Annotated in this window: 18 protein-coding genes; 4 read left to right on the top strand and 14 right to left on the bottom strand. The window is 64.5% G+C overall.

Annotated elements, in window-relative coordinates:
* Positions 1-6: 6 nt before the first annotated feature.
* Complete coding sequence (ptsP, locus tag AC0L2K_RS32565; protein ID WP_023797302.1) at positions 7-2,277, bottom strand: phosphoenolpyruvate--protein phosphotransferase; 2,271 nt, start codon at positions 2,275-2,277, stop codon at positions 7-9.
* A gap of 181 nt (positions 2,278-2,458) precedes the next feature.
* Positions 2,459-3,712: an aspartate kinase gene (locus AC0L2K_RS32570; RefSeq protein WP_023797301.1), complete on the bottom strand. Its 1,254-nt coding sequence runs from the start codon at positions 3,710-3,712 to the stop codon at positions 2,459-2,461.
* A gap of 359 nt (positions 3,713-4,071) precedes the next feature.
* On the opposite strand from AC0L2K_RS32570, the gene ubiG reads away from it, so the two are divergent.
* Positions 4,072-4,821, top strand: a complete 750-nt coding sequence (ubiG, locus tag AC0L2K_RS32575) for a bifunctional 2-polyprenyl-6-hydroxyphenol methylase/3-demethylubiquinol 3-O-methyltransferase UbiG (RefSeq protein ID WP_128169837.1) — start codon at positions 4,072-4,074, stop codon at positions 4,819-4,821.
* Between the two features lie 19 nt (positions 4,822-4,840).
* Here ubiG and AC0L2K_RS32580 read toward each other — a convergent pair whose 3' ends face one another.
* Positions 4,841-5,770 carry a DMT family transporter gene (locus AC0L2K_RS32580; protein ID WP_473533358.1) on the bottom strand — a complete coding sequence of 310 codons (930 nt, stop codon included), beginning with the start codon at positions 5,768-5,770 and terminating at the stop codon, positions 4,841-4,843.
* Positions 5,771-5,888: 118 nt separating this feature from the next.
* Between AC0L2K_RS32580 and AC0L2K_RS32585 the strand changes: the two genes are divergently transcribed.
* Positions 5,889-6,380 carry a MarR family winged helix-turn-helix transcriptional regulator gene (locus AC0L2K_RS32585; protein WP_128169839.1) on the top strand — a complete coding sequence of 164 codons (492 nt, stop codon included), beginning with the start codon at positions 5,889-5,891 and terminating at the stop codon, positions 6,378-6,380.
* Between the two features lie 3 nt (positions 6,381-6,383).
* Here the strand turns inward: AC0L2K_RS32585 and AC0L2K_RS32590 are convergent, their stop codons facing one another.
* The 5 genes from AC0L2K_RS32590 to AC0L2K_RS32610 form a co-directional block, all read right to left on the bottom strand.
* Positions 6,384-6,734 carry a hypothetical protein gene (locus AC0L2K_RS32590; protein ID WP_473533359.1) on the bottom strand — a complete coding sequence of 117 codons (351 nt, stop codon included), beginning with the start codon at positions 6,732-6,734 and terminating at the stop codon, positions 6,384-6,386.
* Positions 6,735-6,956: 222 nt separating this feature from the next.
* Positions 6,957-7,382 (bottom strand): DUF1178 family protein, encoded by a 426-nt coding sequence (locus tag AC0L2K_RS32595; protein ID WP_128169840.1) that lies wholly within the window; start codon positions 7,380-7,382, stop codon positions 6,957-6,959.
* Entirely contained in the window at positions 7,379-8,260 is an 882-nt protein-coding gene (locus AC0L2K_RS32600) for a carbon-nitrogen hydrolase family protein (protein WP_473533360.1), read from the bottom strand. Before AC0L2K_RS32600 ends, AC0L2K_RS32595 begins: the two co-directional genes overlap by 4 nt.
* 10 nt (positions 8,261-8,270) lie before the next feature.
* Positions 8,271-8,540, bottom strand: coding sequence for a glutaredoxin 3 (gene grxC / locus AC0L2K_RS32605; protein ID WP_027153348.1), 270 nt, complete (start codon positions 8,538-8,540; stop codon positions 8,271-8,273).
* Between the two features lie 27 nt (positions 8,541-8,567).
* On the bottom strand, positions 8,568-9,353 hold the full coding sequence (locus tag AC0L2K_RS32610) for a ComF family protein (protein ID WP_023797292.1): 786 nt from the start codon (positions 9,351-9,353) through the stop codon (positions 8,568-8,570).
* A 53-nt stretch (positions 9,354-9,406) separates the two neighbouring features.
* Between AC0L2K_RS32610 and AC0L2K_RS32615 the strand changes: the two genes are divergently transcribed.
* Complete coding sequence (locus AC0L2K_RS32615; protein ID WP_128178183.1) at positions 9,407-10,294, top strand: methyltransferase domain-containing protein; 888 nt, start codon at positions 9,407-9,409, stop codon at positions 10,292-10,294.
* Between the two features lie 28 nt (positions 10,295-10,322).
* Here AC0L2K_RS32615 and AC0L2K_RS32620 read toward each other — a convergent pair whose 3' ends face one another.
* The 5 genes from AC0L2K_RS32620 to argJ form a co-directional block, all read right to left on the bottom strand.
* The gene (locus AC0L2K_RS32620) at positions 10,323-10,502 is read right to left on the bottom strand and encodes a Flp family type IVb pilin (protein WP_023797290.1); all 180 of its coding nucleotides are present in this window, start codon (positions 10,500-10,502) and stop codon (positions 10,323-10,325) included.
* A 99-nt stretch (positions 10,503-10,601) separates the two neighbouring features.
* Positions 10,602-10,943: a hypothetical protein gene (locus AC0L2K_RS32625; RefSeq protein ID WP_023797289.1), complete on the bottom strand. Its 342-nt coding sequence runs from the start codon at positions 10,941-10,943 to the stop codon at positions 10,602-10,604.
* A gap of 111 nt (positions 10,944-11,054) precedes the next feature.
* Positions 11,055-11,477, bottom strand: a complete 423-nt coding sequence (locus AC0L2K_RS32630; protein WP_023797288.1) for a (deoxy)nucleoside triphosphate pyrophosphohydrolase — start codon at positions 11,475-11,477, stop codon at positions 11,055-11,057.
* Complete coding sequence (locus tag AC0L2K_RS32635) at positions 11,474-12,253, bottom strand: GNAT family N-acetyltransferase (protein WP_473533361.1); 780 nt, start codon at positions 12,251-12,253, stop codon at positions 11,474-11,476. Before AC0L2K_RS32635 ends, AC0L2K_RS32630 begins: the two co-directional genes overlap by 4 nt.
* Positions 12,253-13,494 carry a bifunctional glutamate N-acetyltransferase/amino-acid acetyltransferase ArgJ gene (gene argJ / locus AC0L2K_RS32640; protein WP_473533362.1) on the bottom strand — a complete coding sequence of 414 codons (1,242 nt, stop codon included), beginning with the start codon at positions 13,492-13,494 and terminating at the stop codon, positions 12,253-12,255. The genes AC0L2K_RS32635 and argJ overlap by 1 nt, the downstream gene beginning before the upstream one ends.
* A gap of 178 nt (positions 13,495-13,672) precedes the next feature.
* Between argJ and AC0L2K_RS32645 the strand changes: the two genes are divergently transcribed.
* On the top strand, positions 13,673-14,347 hold the full coding sequence (locus tag AC0L2K_RS32645; protein ID WP_473533363.1) for a TetR/AcrR family transcriptional regulator: 675 nt from the start codon (positions 13,673-13,675) through the stop codon (positions 14,345-14,347).
* Positions 14,348-14,631: 284 nt separating this feature from the next.
* Here the strand turns inward: AC0L2K_RS32645 and AC0L2K_RS32650 are convergent.
* Positions 14,632-15,461, bottom strand: an 830-nt coding sequence (locus AC0L2K_RS32650; protein ID WP_287188093.1) for a peptidylprolyl isomerase, incomplete at its 5' end; no start/stop codon positions are given.

Raw genomic sequence — 15,461 nt, forward strand, 5'->3', positions numbered from 1 at the left:
GAAAGTCTATAGCGGAATGGAGCGGTCGTCGGCAAAGGCCTGCAGCAGCGCCCGCATCGGCAACCCCTGGGCCGGCGCCATGAGATTGTCGTCGAAGAACGCTTCCAGCTCGGCCAGCGGCAGTTCCGTCAGCATCGCCTTGACCGGACCGATCGAGGCCGGCGACATCGAGATCGATCGGTAGCCAAGGCCGATCAGCGCCATCGCCGAGATCGGCTTGCCGGCCAGCTCGCCGCACAAGGTCACCGGGGTTTGATTGCGCACCCCGGCGTCGGCAATCTGCTTCAGCGCGCGCAGGAACGGCGTCGACAGCACATCGAAGCGGTCGGCGAGCTGCGTGTTGCCGCGATCGACCGCCATGACGAACTGGAACAGATCGTTCGAGCCGACCGAGACGAAATCGACGGCCTTCATCAGCTCATCGAGCTGGAACAGCAGCGAAGGCACTTCCAGCATGGCCCCGAGCTTCAGGCTGGTCGGCAGATGATGGGCAAAACGCGACAGATGGCGCACTTCGCGATCGATGATTTCGCGCGCCTGGGCGATCTCGCCGAGCTCCGTCACCATCGGCAGCATCAGCTTCAGTTCACGCCCGCCGCATGCCTTCAAAAGCGCTCGGATCTGGGTACGCAACAGGCCCGGCCGGTCGAGCGTCAGGCGGATGGCGCGCCAGCCGAGCGCCGGGTTCTCTTCCTGGATCGTGTCCTTGAAGTAGGGCAGCACCTTGTCGCCGCCGATATCGATGGTGCGGAATGTCACCGGCTTGCCGCGCGCCGCGTCGAGCACGTCACGGTAGAGCCGTTCCTGGGCTTCCGCCCGCGGAAAGGTCGAGGCGACCATGAACTGCAGCTCGGTGCGGAACAGGCCGATACCGGCGGCGCCGGCCTCGGCAAGCTGCGGCAGATCGACGGCCAGGCCCGCATTCATCAAAAGGTCGACCTGGACGCCGTCCTTGGTCATCGACGGCTTCTTGCGCAGCTCGCGATAGACCTCCTGCCGCCGCGCCCGGAAGCGGACCTTTTCGGCATAGGCGGCTTCGAGGTCCGGCTGGGGGCGCAGGTGGATGGCGCCTTCTTCGCCGTCGACAATGATGGCGTCGCCGTTTTCCGCCATGGAAACGGCGCCCTTCATCTGGCCCGCAACCGGTATGCCCATGGCCCGCGCCACGATAACGACGTGGCTGGTCGCTGCGCCGTCCTCCAGCACCAGCCCGCGCAGCTTGTCTCTGGGATAATCGAGCAGTTCGGCGGCCCCCATCGAGCGGGCGACGATGATGGCGTCCTTCGGCAGCGAGACCGCGACATCGTCCGGCCCGCGCCCCATCAGCTGGCGCAGCAGCCGGTTGGCGAGATCGTCGAAATCGCTCATCCGCTCGCGCAGATAAGGATCGGTCATGTGCAGCATGCGGGCACGCATGTCGCTCTGCACTTTTTCCACCGCCGCTTCCGCCGTCAGGCCGTTGCGTACCGCCTCTTCCAACCGGCGCACCCAGCCGCTGTCGTTGGCGAACATGCGATAGGCTTCGAGCACCTGGCGGTGCTCGCCCTCGAAGGCGACTTCGCGGCGTTCCAGCATGTCGTCGATGGAGAGCCGGAGCGAACCGAGCGACGCATCGAGCCGCTTGATCTCTTCATCGCTGTCCTCGTTGAACAGATTGGTGACGACGATGCGCGGCTCATGCAGCACGACATGGCCAAGTCCGACGCCCTCGTTGAAGGACAGGCCGGTAAAGCTCACCGGGCGGCGCAGATCGAGTTCGAGGCCGGGCCGGGTCAGCCGGGCAAGGTCGCCGGTGGCGATCATCTCGGCGATCACCATCGCCGTCGTTTCCAGCGCCTCGACTTCGTCGTCGCGATAGTGGCGCATGGTCTTGTTCTGGACGACCAGCACACCGAGCGTGCGCCCCGCCCTGAGCACCGGCACGCCCAGGAAGGAATTGTAGATCTCCTCCCCCGTCTCCGGCAGGTAGGCGAAGGCTGGATGTTCCTGCGCGTTGGAGAGATTGAGCGGCCGTGCCGAGGCCGCGATCGTGCCGACGAGGCCTTCCCCCAGCCTGAGCTGCGCCAAATGGACGGCCTTCGGATTCAGGCCCTCGGTGGCATAGAGTTCGAGCACCGAATCGGCGCGCAGCACGTAGAGCGAGCACACTTCAGCGACCATATTGGCGGCGATGTCGCGCACGATGCGGTCGAGCCGCTCCTGCGGCTCCAGCGGCTCCTGCATGAGCTCGCGGAGCCGTTTCAGCAAAACGCGCGGGCCACTGGCCGTATCACGCATCGCGGCTTGTTCTCCAATGGACATTATGCCCGCCGCAGTTTCTCCCGCGGCCGGCGCTCACGCAACAACTCAAATAGAGCGGCGTCGGTCCAATTGGACCCACAAAGGACGCTCCAAGACTTCGAACTGCTGCATCGTGCTTTCCGAAGATCGACCTCCGATTTCCGGACCGAGCAGTCTGCTACTGCTTATCCAGACCGTAGATGGAATGCAAAGTGCGAACAGCAAGTTCTGTGTAGGGACCGTCGATCAGGATCGAAATCTTGATCTCGGATGTCGTGATCGCACGGATGTTGATCGATTTGTCGGCCAGCGCCTTGAAGGCGGTGGCGGCGACGCCGGCATGGCTCCTCATGCCGATGCCGATGACCGAGACTTTCGACATGCCGGCTTCCGACTGCACGACGTCATAGCCGATCGTGGTCTTCAGCCGCTCGAGCACGGCAAGCGCCTTGTCGACATCGCCGGACGGCACGGTGAAGGTCATGTCGGTGAACTTGCCGTCCTCGGAAATGTTCTGGACGATCATGTCGACATTGATGTTGGCTTCGGCCAGCGGCCCGAAAATGCCGGCGGCGACGCCGGGCCGGTCACCGACACGGCGCAACGAAATCTGCGCTTCGTCCTTGGCGTAGGCAATTCCGGTGACGACCTGCTGTTCCACGATCTCTTCCTCGTCGCAAATAAGCGTTCCGGGCGGATTGAGCAAATCCCCCATTCCCGGCGCGTCGGGATCGTCGAAGGACGACCGCACGAAAGTACGCACCCTGTGCACCATGGCAAGTTCGACCGAGCGTACCTGCAGGACCTTGGCGCCGAGCGAGGCCATTTCAAGCATTTCCTCGAAGGAAATCTTGGCCAGCCGCCGCGCCTTCGGCTCGATGCGCGGGTCGGTGGTGTAGACCCCGTCGACGTCGGTGTAGATGTCGCAGCGGTCTGCCTTGACCGCCGCCGCGATGGCGACAGCACTGGTGTCGGAACCGCCGCGGCCGAGCGTCGCGATGCGGTTGTCCGGCCCGATGCCCTGGAAGCCGGCCACCACCGCCACCTGGCCCTCGCCGAAGCGCTTGATCAGGAACGCGCCGTCGATGTCGAGAATGCGCGCCGCGCCATGCGCATTGTCGGTCTTGATCGGGATCTGCCAGCCTTGCCAGGAACGGGCATGGACGCCCATGTTCTGCAGCGCGATCGCCAGCAGGCCGGCGGTCACCTGCTCGCCGGAGGCAACGACGGCGTCATATTCGCGGGCATCGTGCATCGGCGAGGCTTCGCGCGTCCACTGCACGAGCTCGTTGGTCTTGCCGGCCATCGCCGAGACGACCACCGCGACCTCATGGCCGGCATCGACCTCGCGTTTGACATGGCGCGCCACATTGCGGATGCGGACGATGTCGGCGACGGAGGTCCCGCCGAATTTCATCACGATGCGCGCCATGGAAGCGAAATGCCTTTGACTGGGTGCCGAAACGGCGGCCGAAAAACGGAAACGGAGCGTCGGGCTGGGCCAGCCGCTGAATTCGCGGCCTCCTTAGCCAAATGCTTTGGGTTTCGCAAGGCGTGCCACCGCTTGCCCCCCTGCTTGCCCCCTTAGGCGACGAAGGCGACATACGAGCGCAACGCGCCTACCCGAACGCCTGTCGCAGAGGCGCAGCCGGCAACAGCCGAAATTTGCTGCCTTGACATTCGCCGGCTCTCGACCGACTTCCTAGCGCACCAGAGCGCGATCAGCAAAAGTGGTATCCGGTTTTGCGCCCGATCGCGCTCTGAATTTTTGAGTCTGCGGGAGACCACACGATGCCAGAACCCCGACGATCGACGATCGATGCCGGAGAAGTGGAGCGTTTTTCCGCTCTTGCCGCCGAATGGTGGAATCCGAACGGCAAATTCCGCCCGCTGCACAAGTTCAATCCGATCCGGCTTGTCTATATACGCGACCAGGTGGCGGCGCGCTTCGGCCGCGACCCGCGCGCGGCGCGGCCGTTCGAGGGCCTGCGCATCCTCGACATCGGCTGCGGCGGCGGGCTGTTGTGCGAGCCGATGGCGCGGCTTGGCGCCGAAGTGGTCGGCGCCGACGCATCCGCCACCAACATCGAAGTGGCCAGGCTGCATGCGGCGGAGGTCGGCGTGACGGTGGATTACCGTGCCACGACAGCAGAGGACCTGGCTGACGCCGGTGAGAAATTCGACGTCATCCTCAACATGGAAGTGGTCGAGCATGTTGCCGACATCGACCTGTTCGTGGCCAAATGCGGCGAGATGCTCAAGCCCGGCGGCATCATGGTCGTCGCCACCATCAACCGCACGCTGAAGGCGCTCGGTCTGGCCATTATCGGCGCCGAATATGTGCTGCGCTGGTTGCCGCGCGGCACCCACCAGTTCGGCAAGCTGGTGCGGCCAGACGAGTTGGAAAAGGCGCTTGCCGGCGCTGGCCTGACCATCATCGACCGCACCGGCGTCACCTACAATCCGCTCGCCGACCGCTGGCAGCGTTCGAAGGACATGGACGTCAACTACATGGTGCTGGCGGAGAAGGCACCCGCCTGAACTTTCTCACGACGCCTTCTCACGCCGCCACCTTCTCACCCGTCTGACTTTGCGTCTTCGGGGCGATCTGGCTTTGCGCCTTGGTGGTGATGAACACGCCGGCGACAATGATGGCAGCGCCGGCCCAGGTCAGCAATTGATAGTGCTCGCCGAGAAACATCGTCCCGGCAAACAATCCGACCGCCGCCGCGACATAGCCGATCTGGCTGAGATAGACCGGGCCGCCGACCGCCTGCAGCCGGAAGAAGAAAGCGAACATGGCCGCGGCTGATGCGACCTGCCCGACGACGACCAGCGGCACGCCGGCGAGCAGGGCGAGCGAACCGCCGCCCTGCAGCGTGAAGATGCCGCAAACAAGCAGCGCGGCCGATGCCAGATGGCTGCCGACGGCAAGCTCGATCGGTCCGGTCCCTAGCGGCCAGTCGACCGTGCGGTAGATATTGCCGGCGGCAAGGCTGACCGGAATGAGCAGCCCCGCCGCCACCCAGAAAAATTCGGCCGGCTGGCCAGCCTCGCCGCGCGTCACCGCCACCATGACAGCACCAACGAAGCCGACGGCAATGCCGACGATACCAAGCAGATTGGGACGCCGTACGCCGAGCAGGATCGAAAACACCAGTGTAACCACCGGCGACAGCGTGAACATGATACCGGTGTAGCCGGCGCCGAGATGCGGAATGGTCGAGAACATCAAGAGATTGGGGAGGGCATAGGACACCGCCGCGGTGACGAAGAAATAACGCAGTCTGTGCGGGGTGAGCCGGCTGCGTTGTCCGCGCAGCAGCAAGGCGCACAAAAGCACGCCGCCGGCGCCGAGCGAGATGAGAAGGGCCCAGACCATGGCCGAAACACCGGCCGCCGTAGCGATCTTGCCGAACGGCAGCGTCAGGCCGAGCAGGCCGCCGGTGACGAGCAAAAGACCGAGCGCTGAATCCCAGAGAAATTTCATAACGAACCTTATTGTCCTCGCGCCTCTCGTCTTTTGCGGGGGGCCCTTGGCCAGCACTGTGACTCAAGCTAAGATAATGCAAAGATTCTTAACGTCAAGATATTTAACGGTGAGATAGATGGATCGCGCTGCGAAAGCGATCGAGCAGTGGAAAAGACAACGGCCGGACCTGGATGTCTCGCCGATGGCCGTGCTCGGACGGTTGAACGAAGCCTCGTCGCTGATAGCACGAGAACGCCTCGCTCCGCTGTTTGCGCGCTTCGGCCTGCAATCCGGGGAATTCGACGTGTTGGCGACGCTGCGCCGTTCCGGATCACCTTACGCGCTGACGCCAACCGCCCTCTATGAGGCGACGATGGTGACGTCGGGCGCCATGACCAACCGGCTCGACCGGCTTGAGAAATCCGGATTGATCATGCGTGGACCGCATCCCAACGACCGGCGCGGGGTTGTCGTGCAACTGACCGAGAAAGGTCTCGCATTGGTCGATGAGGCGGTCGCCGCTCACGTCGCCAACGAACACGAGATACTTTCCGGCCTGACGCGCGCCGAACAGGACACACTCGCTGGCCTGCTTGAGAAGTTGATAGGGAGCGTCAGCCGGGGGTGAATATCAGTGATTTTGACAGATCTGGGCCGATCGGCAGCGAACGCTGATCATTCCGTTCAGCGGCAAATCGCAAACCTTGGAGATTAACCGAAACATCCCTCCCGTCGTCTTCCCAGGGCGGAGCAAGGAGCGAAGCGACGCGGCGCAGACCCTGGGATCCATTCCGTTATCTGGCGGCAGTGCTCCTGCGGCGCAGAACCGAACGCTACCACCCGGTTCCGCGAAAAGCTCGAACCATTCTGAATTGGCCTTCTCGATCAGCTCGATCTCCATTGGCGCGGCCAGCGCTTCAGCGCGGCCGAGGTCGTTGGTCACACCGATGTAAATCGTGCCGCGCTTCTGGCTCGCGGTCATGGTGGTAGCTCGCACCGTGCGGATACAAGCGCCGTTCTGAGCCGCTGCATTCTTCGGCCGGTGTAACGGCATGGATCCCAGGGTCTGCGCGACGTCGCTTCGCTCCTGCTCCGCCCTAGGATGACGAAGGTGTGGTGGCTTGTAGCTAGTCGCAAATGTTGGAGATTGGCGGCTGGAGGCCGGCAGAACCCCATCCCGATTGGTCAGGATGGCTCCTAGCAGTCAGTTACGATCCTCCGGGAATGCCGGCACCGGCATGAATTCGACGCCGTCCTCGGCCAGGCCCTTGGCCTCCTCCAGCGTCGCCTCGCCATAGATGCCGCGCGGATCGCTCTCGCCGAAATGGATCTTGCGCGCCTCCTCGGCAAACTTGTCGCCGACATAGTCGGCGTTCTCGCGCACCTTCTCGGCCATCGCCTTCAATTGCGCCAACGCCTGCTTCTGGGCCTCGCCCATGGCGAGCGCGATCTTTTCTCGGCTGCGCCCGGTGGAGACGGCCGGCGCCATCAACGCCTTCTCGACCTTGTGCGAGCCGCAGGTCGGGCAATCGACGAAGCCACGCTTCTTCTGGGTGTCGAAATCGTCGTTGCTGCGAAACCAGCCTTCGAATTCATGCTCGTGGTCACAGATCAGTGAAAAGCGAATCAAGACGCCGCACCCCTGAGACTATGCGCCTCGACCGGAGTGCCGTTCACGGCGAAGTCGCGTGAATTTTTCAGATTCGGGATCTTCTTGCGCGCGGCGGCCGACTGCGCCGGCTCGATCTCGGCGACGATCACCGCCGGTTCGTCATGTGACGCTTCGGCGACGATACGGCCCCAAGGATCGACGATCAGCGAATGGCCATAGGTCTCGCGGCCGTCCTCGTGCAGGCCGCCTTGCGCCGCGGCAACGACATAGGCGCCGTTCTCGATGGCGCGCGCCCGCAGCAGCACGTGCCAGTGCGCCTCGCCGGTCTGGCGGGTGAAAGCGGCGGGCACCGAAAGCAGGTCGGCGCCGGCCATCGCCTCGGCGCGGAACAGCTGCGGAAAGCGCAAATCGTAGCAGACGGCGAAACCCAGCTTCGCCCCATCGATCCCGGCGCCGCTGATCTCGGTGACGACGGCCTCGGTGCCTGGCTCGTAGGCGGCGGATTCGCGCCAGCTCTCGCCATTGTCGAGATCGACGTCGAACATGTGGATCTTGTCGTAGGCGGCAATCGTGGCGCCATCCGGCCCGAACAGAAGCGCGCGGTTGGCGAGCTTGCCGTCAGCGCGCAGGATGGCGGTCGAGCCGATATGCAGGAAGACGCCAAGGTCTTTCGCCAGCTTTCGCGCGGTCGAAACGATGATGTCCTTGTCCTCGGACGTGAAGGCGGCGGCCCGCGCCTGGCTGTCGCGGACCAGTGCACCGGTCATTTCCGGTGACTGGATATAGGTCGCACCCTGGCCCGCGGCCTCGCGCACCAGCCGCTCCAGATCGACCGCGTTGCGCTCGGGGCTGGTGCCCGAACGCATCTGGATCGCCGCCCCCTTGAAAGCACCCATCGTCTTGTCCTCAATTCGTCGAGCCATTGGCGAGCAGACGGTCAAGCCGGCCCTCTGCCTCCAGTTCATGGAGATCGTCACAGCCGCCGACATGCGTGTCGCCGATGAATATCTGCGGAAAGGTCGAGCGGCCATTCGCGCGGGAAATCATTTCCCGGCGCAGTTCCGGCGAGAAGGAGGCGTCATGCTCGGTGTAAGCGACACCCTTGCGCTCGAGCAGCCGCTTGGCCGCCACGCAATAGCCGCACATCATCCGTGTATAGATCGTCACGTCGACCATCGGTCAGCAATCCTGCCTTTTCCCAATCTATATAGTCGCGGACTCGTCGGCCCGAAAGTCCCCCGGCAGCACGCGCGCAAAGGTCAGCACGTCGACGGTCCCGGCACCGCCCTTCTTCAGCGCCTTGGCGACCGCGCGGACAGTGGCGCCGGTGGTATAGACATCGTCGATCAGGAGCACCCGGCGGCCGGCGATCTCGATCTCGGCCTCCTCCGGCACTCTGAAGGCGGCACGCACATTCTCCTCGCGTTCCCGCCGCTCCAGCCCGACCTGCTGGCGGGTGAGTTTGACGCGCCTGACCGCGGAGGGCGCAAAAGGCAGCCCGCCAAGCTGCGATACCGCCCTTGCCAGTTCCGCCGACTGGTTGAACTGACGCCTGAAAAAGCGCCGCCAGTGCAGCGGCACCGGCACGACCACATCGGCTTCCGCGATCAGTTCGGCACCGGCGCGCAGCATCCAGCGCGCCATCCACGGCGCCAGATCGGTGCGATCCTGGTATTTCAGCCCTTGCACCATCTGGCGGGCGACACCTGAGTAAGCGACCGCGGCCCGTGCCCGCTCGAAGGGCGGCGGGTCGGCGATCGCCTCGGCCGACAGGAACCCCTCGCCCATGTGATGGGTGAACGGCGTGCCCATCACCGGGCACCATGGCCGCTCCAGAAGCCTGAGTTTCGGCCAGCAGGCGCCGCACAGCACGCCGGGCTGCGAGACATGCCGTCGGCAACCGGCGCAAACCGGCGGAAACAGGATGCGCGCCGGCCAGTCCAACGCCTTTCGAGCGACACTCTTGATATCCGGCATTGGATCGGCCACGTGGTTCTTTCTCCGCCACCCTATATCAGAGTGCGGAAACCAGGAACTGTCAGTTGCAACCTATAGTCGATACCTCTCTCTGGCTGGCGCACAAGCGCCGGGCCCTCGCCAGCCCGGCTGCCGGCGCGGATTTCCTGATGCGGCGGGCGGCCGAGGAACTCGCCGACCGGCTGGGCGCAGTGGAACGCAAATTCGACAGGGCGGCCGTCCTGTTTTGCCAGACGCCGGCGGCAGTCGACGTGCTCGCGACAAGCGGCAAGGTGGCGGACATCGTGCGCGTCGAGGCGGATGCGGCTTTCCTGGGCGACGGGGCGGGGGGCGATGCCGCGGGACTGGTGGCGCCGTTGGAGACCGTGCCATTCGAGCCGGAAAGCCTCGACCTCGCGGTGTCGCTTTTGTCGCTTCAGGCAATGAACGACATTCCCGGCATGCTGGTGCAGATCCGCCGCGCACTGAAGCCGGACGGTCTTTTCCTAGGCGCTTTTGCCGGCGCCGGCACGCTTTCCGAGCTGCGCGAATGCCTGCTCGCCGCCGAGACCGAGTTTTACGGCGGCGCCAGCCCGCGCGTCATCCCGTTCACCGACGTGCGCGACGCCGGCGCGCTTTTGCAACGCGCCGGTCTGGCCTTGCCCGTCGCCGACGTCGAGACGGTGACGGTGCGCTACGATTCCCTGTTCGGCCTGATGGCGGACCTGCGGGCGATGGGCGAGACCAGCGCGCTCATCGACCGCAGCAGGCGACCGGCCACACGAAAGCTGTTTGCCCGCGCCGCCGAAATCTATGCCGAACGATTTTCGGATGCCGATGGCCGCGTCAGGGCGAGTTTTCCGATCGTCTGGATGTCAGGCTGGGCGCCCGACGCCTCGCAGCAAAAACCGCTGAAGCCGGGCTCGGCAAAACTGTCGCTGAAGACAATCCTGGAAAATCCCGGCCGGCGCTGACCGGTTTATTATGGACGCGGCTGGTCGGTTACTGCGCGAAAGCCTTCACAAGCTTGCTGGCATTGTCGCTGAACAGCCACGTGATTGCGTCGGCGACCTTGCCGACGCCGCCTACAATGGTAAGCGACAGCACGGCCACGATCAGCCCATATTCGACAGCCGTCGCGCCGGTCTTGTCTTCCCAAAATCGTTGCAGCAATGTTTTCATGGCCGTCGATCCCGCTTGCCGGAACCCTAGCGCGGACCTGTTAAGAAAGGTTAATGACACAGGCTTAACAGGCGATGAAAGCACCCGCTTTGGCCGGTGTCAGCAGTCGCCGCTGCGCTGGCCATTGTCGCGTATCACGCAGATCGAAGTGGGCAGCGGCTGCAGCACGCTCCTGCGCAGCGTGTAGGTATCACGACGGCCGGTCGAGCCCGTGCTTCCAATCGAACCCGTGCTTTCAACCGACCCTGTGCTCATCCTGTCGAGGCCGCCGGCAAAATCGTCGCGGGCTGATCGCGTCCGGTTGTCGAGCAAGGGCGTGGCGATCAGGGCCAGCGCCACCGCGGCCGAGCCGAACAAAAGCGTGATCCGCAATATTCCCATGCCGGCAGCCCTAAAGCTGCGGTCGGGTCGGATCGAATCCCAGTCCCTGTCGAGGCTCATGCAACCGCCCTCCGGCGAAGGCCTGGACACGACCTTCCTTCGATTTCTGCCGTCATTTTTTCACGGCCAGATAAATCTTCCATTAACGTTGTCTATGTCTCGGAGGGCAAATCACAGAAGATCGATGAGGAACTGGATCAGCGGCGCGTCGGCCGGCGGCATCGGAAAATCGCGCATCTGGCGCGGCCGCACCCATTTCAGCACCTGCCCCTCCTTCGGCTGCGCGATGCCGCGGAAGCGACGGCAGACGAACAGCGGCATCAGCAGGTGAAAATCATCGTAGGAATGGCTGGCGAAGGTGAACGGCGCCAGGCAGGGAATATCGGTTTCGATGCCGATCTCCTCGTACAATTCGCGGATGAGGCATTCTTCCGGCGTCTCGCCGGGCTCGACCTTGCCGCCCGGAAACTCCCACAGGCCGGCCAGTTGCTTGCCTTCGGGGCGCTGCGCCAGAAGCACGCGGCCGTCGGTATCGACCAGCGCGCAGGCTGCGACCAGGAGCAGGCGCTTGCCGACAGGGTGCGGGCCGGTCATGCGCCGGGCGGCCGGCGATAATGGTAACGATAGACTTCGTCGAACCCGAGCGAACGATAAAGCGCCAGCGCCGGCGCGTTGTCGGCCTCGACCTGCAGCCAGGCTTCCCGGGCGCCGCGCAGCCGTGCCCATTTCAGCGCCGACAGGATGAGGTGGCGGCCATGGCCCTGGTTGCGCACCGATTTGTCGGTGGCGATCTCGAACAGCCCGGCAAGATCGCCGTCATGGACGCAGATCAGCGTCGCCAGCGGTTCGGTGCCGTCTTCGAGCGCGAACAGCCCGGCTTCCGGCTGGATGGCGCCGATGATCTCCGACAGGCCCGGCCGCAGAGACACATCCGAGCCGCTTACCTTGAGCGCCGCGCCGATGAAGCGGCTGATGTCCTTCAGCGGGATCTGGTCCATGGCGGCATCGAGCTGGGCGTCCGCCAGCGGCAGCCGCATCACCAGCGATTCGTCGAATGTGCTCCAGCCCTCGCTGTCGAGATGTTTGGCAAGTATCGGCCCCGACAGCGGCGATATGCGGAAGGTCAGCGGCCGGCCATAGGCGTCGAAACGGCGGCTGGCGCGGCCGATGCGATCGACAATGTGCTGGATGTCGCCCGGATCGAGCGGGTTGACGGAATTCAGCCGCTTGGCCGGATGGCCCGCCGTCAGTCGCACCACCCAGGTGCCGTCATAATGCACGGCCGCCGCCGGCCAGGCGCGAAAGCTGGCCGCCTCGTAGCGGCGCACGATGGCAAGCACGCTTGCCGGATGTCTGGAAACCAACGCCATCAACTCCGATAATCGCCGTTGATGGCGACATACTCCTTGGTGAGGTCGCAAGTCCACACCGTCGCCTTGCCGCGGCCGATGCCGATATCGGCACGGATGCGGATCTCGTCGCGCTTCATGTAGGCCGACGTCGCCTCCTCGGAGTAGGCGGCGTCGCGCTCGCCCTGATGCGCCAGCCTGATGTCGCCGAACCAGATCGACAGCAGGTCGCGGTCGGCCGGTTCGCCGGCCTTGCCGACGGCCATGACCACGCGGCCCCAATTGGCGTCTTCGCCGGCGACCGCCGTCTTGACCAGCGGCGAATTGGCGATCGACAGCGCGATGCGCTTGGCCGAGCGGGCCGATTTCGCGCCGGTGACGGTGACCTCGACCTGTTTTCGCGCGCCCTCGCCGTCGCGCACCACTTGCAGTGCCAGCGCTTTCAGCACCTTGCCGAGCGCGCGGCGGAAGGCGCCAAGGCGCGCATCGCCGGCATTCGTGATATCAGGCGCGCCGCGCCGGGCGGCCGTGCCGGTGGCGAACATCAGCAGTGTGTCGCTGGTCGAGGTGTCGCTGTCGACGGTGACCGCATTGAAGGTCTTGGCGGTGGCGCGCGACAAAAGATCCTGCAGCACGGGGGCTGCGATCGGCGCGTCGGTAGCGATGAAGGAGAGCATCGTCGCCATGTCGGGCGCGATCATGCCGGCGCCCTTGGCAATGCCGTTGATGGTGACGTCGGCGTCGCCGAGTTTTACCGTCGCGGTCGCCAGTTTCGGATAGGTGTCGGTGGTCATGATTGCCTTGGCGGCTTCGGTCCACAGGTCCGGCCTGCCGTCCTTGACCAGTCCGGCGAGCAAATGGCCGAACTTGCCGGCATCCAGCGGCTCGCCGATGACGCCGGTCGAGGCCAGAAACACCTCGTCCGGCGTGCAGCCCGCAGCCTTGGCCGCAGCTTCGCCGGTCATTGCCGTGGAGGCTCGGCCCTTGCTGCCGGTGAAGGCATTGGCATTGCCGGAATTGACGACCAGGACGCGCGCCTTGCCGGCGCTAAGATTCTGCCGGCAGAAATCGACCGGCGCCGACGGGCATTTCGACTTGGTGAACACGCCGGCGACCGTGGTGCCGGCATCGAAGACCATGGTCAGCAGGTCGGTGCGGTTCTTGTACTTTATCCCGGCCTCGGCTGTGGCGATGCGGACGCCCTCGATGTCAGGCATTTTGGGATATTTCTTCGGCGCAAGCGGCGAAATCGTGGCTGACATGAGGACCTCGGGCGGGAGAAACGCAAGAGAGCGCCGGTTTGCCCCATAGCGGGCGCCGGCGCAAGGGCGTTAGGTGGTTGAGCACGTTCCCCTTTCTCATCGAAACGAAACGCTCAGTTGCACGAAACGGACCGTTTCGTTTCGACTAGAAAGTGTGTACGATGTGCCGACGAAAATCATGAGCAAGGAAAACAGGATGGGGCTGGTTCCGGGGCGCAGGTCGATCGGCGCGCGGCGCAACCCCGACAGCGCCGACGCCATTCTCGACGCCGCCGAGGCAGTTCTGGTCGAGGCCGGTTATTCCGGCTTCTCGATCGAAGCGGTGGCGCGGCGGGCGCGTGCGGGAAAGCCGACAATCTATCGCTGGTGGCCGAGCAAAGCCGCCTTGCTGTTCGACGTCTATCAGCGGCTAAAGCGCGTCGATTATCCCGATACCGGTAACCTCGAGGACGATCTCGTCGGCTTCCTCAAAAGCCTGTTCTCGCACTGGCGCGAAACATCGTCAGGCAGCATCTTCAGATCGCTGATCGCCGAGGCGCAGTCGGACGCGACCGTGGCCGCCGTGTTTGCCGAATACACCAAAGGACGCCATGCCCATACCGGCCAGATGATCGAACGCGCCAAGGCAAGAGGCGAAGTCGCGGCCGACGTCGATTCCACGCTCGTCGCCGACCTGGTCGCCTCGTTTGCCTGGACGCATCTTTTGACCAATCGCCTCGACGAAGACGAAACGACGCTGCGCAAGGCGGTTGGCTATCTGTTGAAAGGCATAGAAGCTGACGATGCCGGCTCGGTCGACGCCGCGGCTGTCCGGCGGAGGCGTCGACGTGTCATCGGTCGCACCGCCCGGTAGAGCGGCAGGGTGGCGGGGCAAGACCCTGGCGTGGTGCAGACCACCAGAGGAACAATTGTCGGAGGCTGCGCTGCCCCTCATCGCCCTGCCGGGCACTTCTCCCCGTATAGTGACGGGGAGAAGGACGCCTTCGCAACGGATTTCGCCAACCTCCAGCGTTGCAGGAATGGCGCCGGGGTCGCGGCCAGCCCCCTTCTCCCCGTCACTACACGGGGAGAAGATGCCGGCAGGCAGATGAGGGGCGGCGCCGACGCCAACAATTTTGCACAGGCGATTGCCCTCGCCTACTTGGTGTTTTCCAGCGCGTCGACCGTCTTCTTCAGCTTCTCGTCCGGGATCTCGACCTTGGCCTGGGCGCGCAGCGACTTGACCAGCGCGATGTATTTGTCGCGGATGACAGCCTGACGGGCCTGATCCTTGACCTGGTCGAAGGCCGGCGGCTGCTTGGCCCGCTTGTCCTCGACCTGGATGACGTGCCAGCCGAACTGCGACTGCACCGGCTGCTCGGTGTACTTGCCGACCGCCAGCGCGAACACCGCCTTGTCGAATTCCGGCACCATCTGACCGGGTCCGAACCAGCCGAGATCGCCGCCGCTGGTCTTGCCGCTCGGATCGCTGGTGTGCTCGTTGGCGAGTTTCTGGAAATCGGCGCCGCCATCGAGCTGCTTGATGATCGCATCGGCCTCTTCCTTCGTCTTCACGAGGATGTGACGGGCATGGACCTCGTTGGCCGGCGGCGTGTTGGCGATTTCCTGGTCATAGCGGGCGCGAACCTCGGCATCGGTGATCTTGCCGACGACATCCTTCTCGACCATTTCGCCATGCAGGGCGCGCTGCTGCAGGAACGCCATGCGGCGCTGGAAGTCGGGATCCTTGTCGAGGCCGGTGGTGACCGCCTGGGCGGCCATGACTTTGATTTCGATCGCCGCCGAAAGGGCTGCGGCGCGGCGCTGTTCGGGCGGCATCTGCGCAAACTGCTGCGACAGCTCGCCTTCGGCAAGCGCAAGGTCGGCCTCGGTCAGCGACTGGCCATTGATCGTGGCGACCACGGCGTTCGGATCGACCGGCGCGGCCGGCTGGGCGGGTGCGCCCGGTTGGGCGGGGGCTGGTTGGG

This window comes from Mesorhizobium sp. WSM4817, assembly GCF_055811135.1.

What these genes read in the sequence shown, in the direction of transcription:
- ptsP (WP_023797302.1), bottom strand. Translation starts at nt 2,277, where the DNA reads ATGCGTGATACGGCCAGTGGCCCGCGCGTTTTGCTGAAACGGCTCCGC.
- AC0L2K_RS32570 (WP_023797301.1), bottom strand. Translation starts at nt 3,712, where the DNA reads ATGGCGCGCATCGTGATGAAATTCGGCGGGACCTCCGTCGCCGACATC.
- ubiG (WP_128169837.1), top strand. Translation starts at nt 4,072, where the DNA reads ATGCCAGAACCCCGACGATCGACGATCGATGCCGGAGAAGTGGAGCGT.
- AC0L2K_RS32580 (WP_473533358.1), bottom strand. Translation starts at nt 5,770, where the DNA reads ATGAAATTTCTCTGGGATTCAGCGCTCGGTCTTTTGCTCGTCACCGGC.
- AC0L2K_RS32585 (WP_128169839.1), top strand. Translation starts at nt 5,889, where the DNA reads ATGGATCGCGCTGCGAAAGCGATCGAGCAGTGGAAAAGACAACGGCCG.
- AC0L2K_RS32590 (WP_473533359.1), bottom strand. Translation starts at nt 6,734, where the DNA reads ATGACCGCGAGCCAGAAGCGCGGCACGATTTACATCGGTGTGACCAAC.
- AC0L2K_RS32600 (WP_473533360.1), bottom strand. Translation starts at nt 8,260, where the DNA reads ATGGGTGCTTTCAAGGGGGCGGCGATCCAGATGCGTTCGGGCACCAGC.
- grxC (WP_027153348.1), bottom strand. Translation starts at nt 8,540, where the DNA reads ATGGTCGACGTGACGATCTATACACGGATGATGTGCGGCTATTGCGTG.
- AC0L2K_RS32620 (WP_023797290.1), bottom strand. Translation starts at nt 10,502, where the DNA reads ATGAAAACATTGCTGCAACGATTTTGGGAAGACAAGACCGGCGCGACG.
- AC0L2K_RS32625 (WP_023797289.1), bottom strand. Translation starts at nt 10,943, where the DNA reads ATGAGCCTCGACAGGGACTGGGATTCGATCCGACCCGACCGCAGCTTT.
- AC0L2K_RS32630 (WP_023797288.1), bottom strand. Translation starts at nt 11,477, where the DNA reads ATGACCGGCCCGCACCCTGTCGGCAAGCGCCTGCTCCTGGTCGCAGCC.
- AC0L2K_RS32635 (WP_473533361.1), bottom strand. Translation starts at nt 12,253, where the DNA reads ATGGCGTTGGTTTCCAGACATCCGGCAAGCGTGCTTGCCATCGTGCGC.
- argJ (WP_473533362.1), bottom strand. Translation starts at nt 13,494, where the DNA reads ATGTCAGCCACGATTTCGCCGCTTGCGCCGAAGAAATATCCCAAAATG.
- AC0L2K_RS32645 (WP_473533363.1), top strand. Translation starts at nt 13,673, where the DNA reads ATGAGCAAGGAAAACAGGATGGGGCTGGTTCCGGGGCGCAGGTCGATC.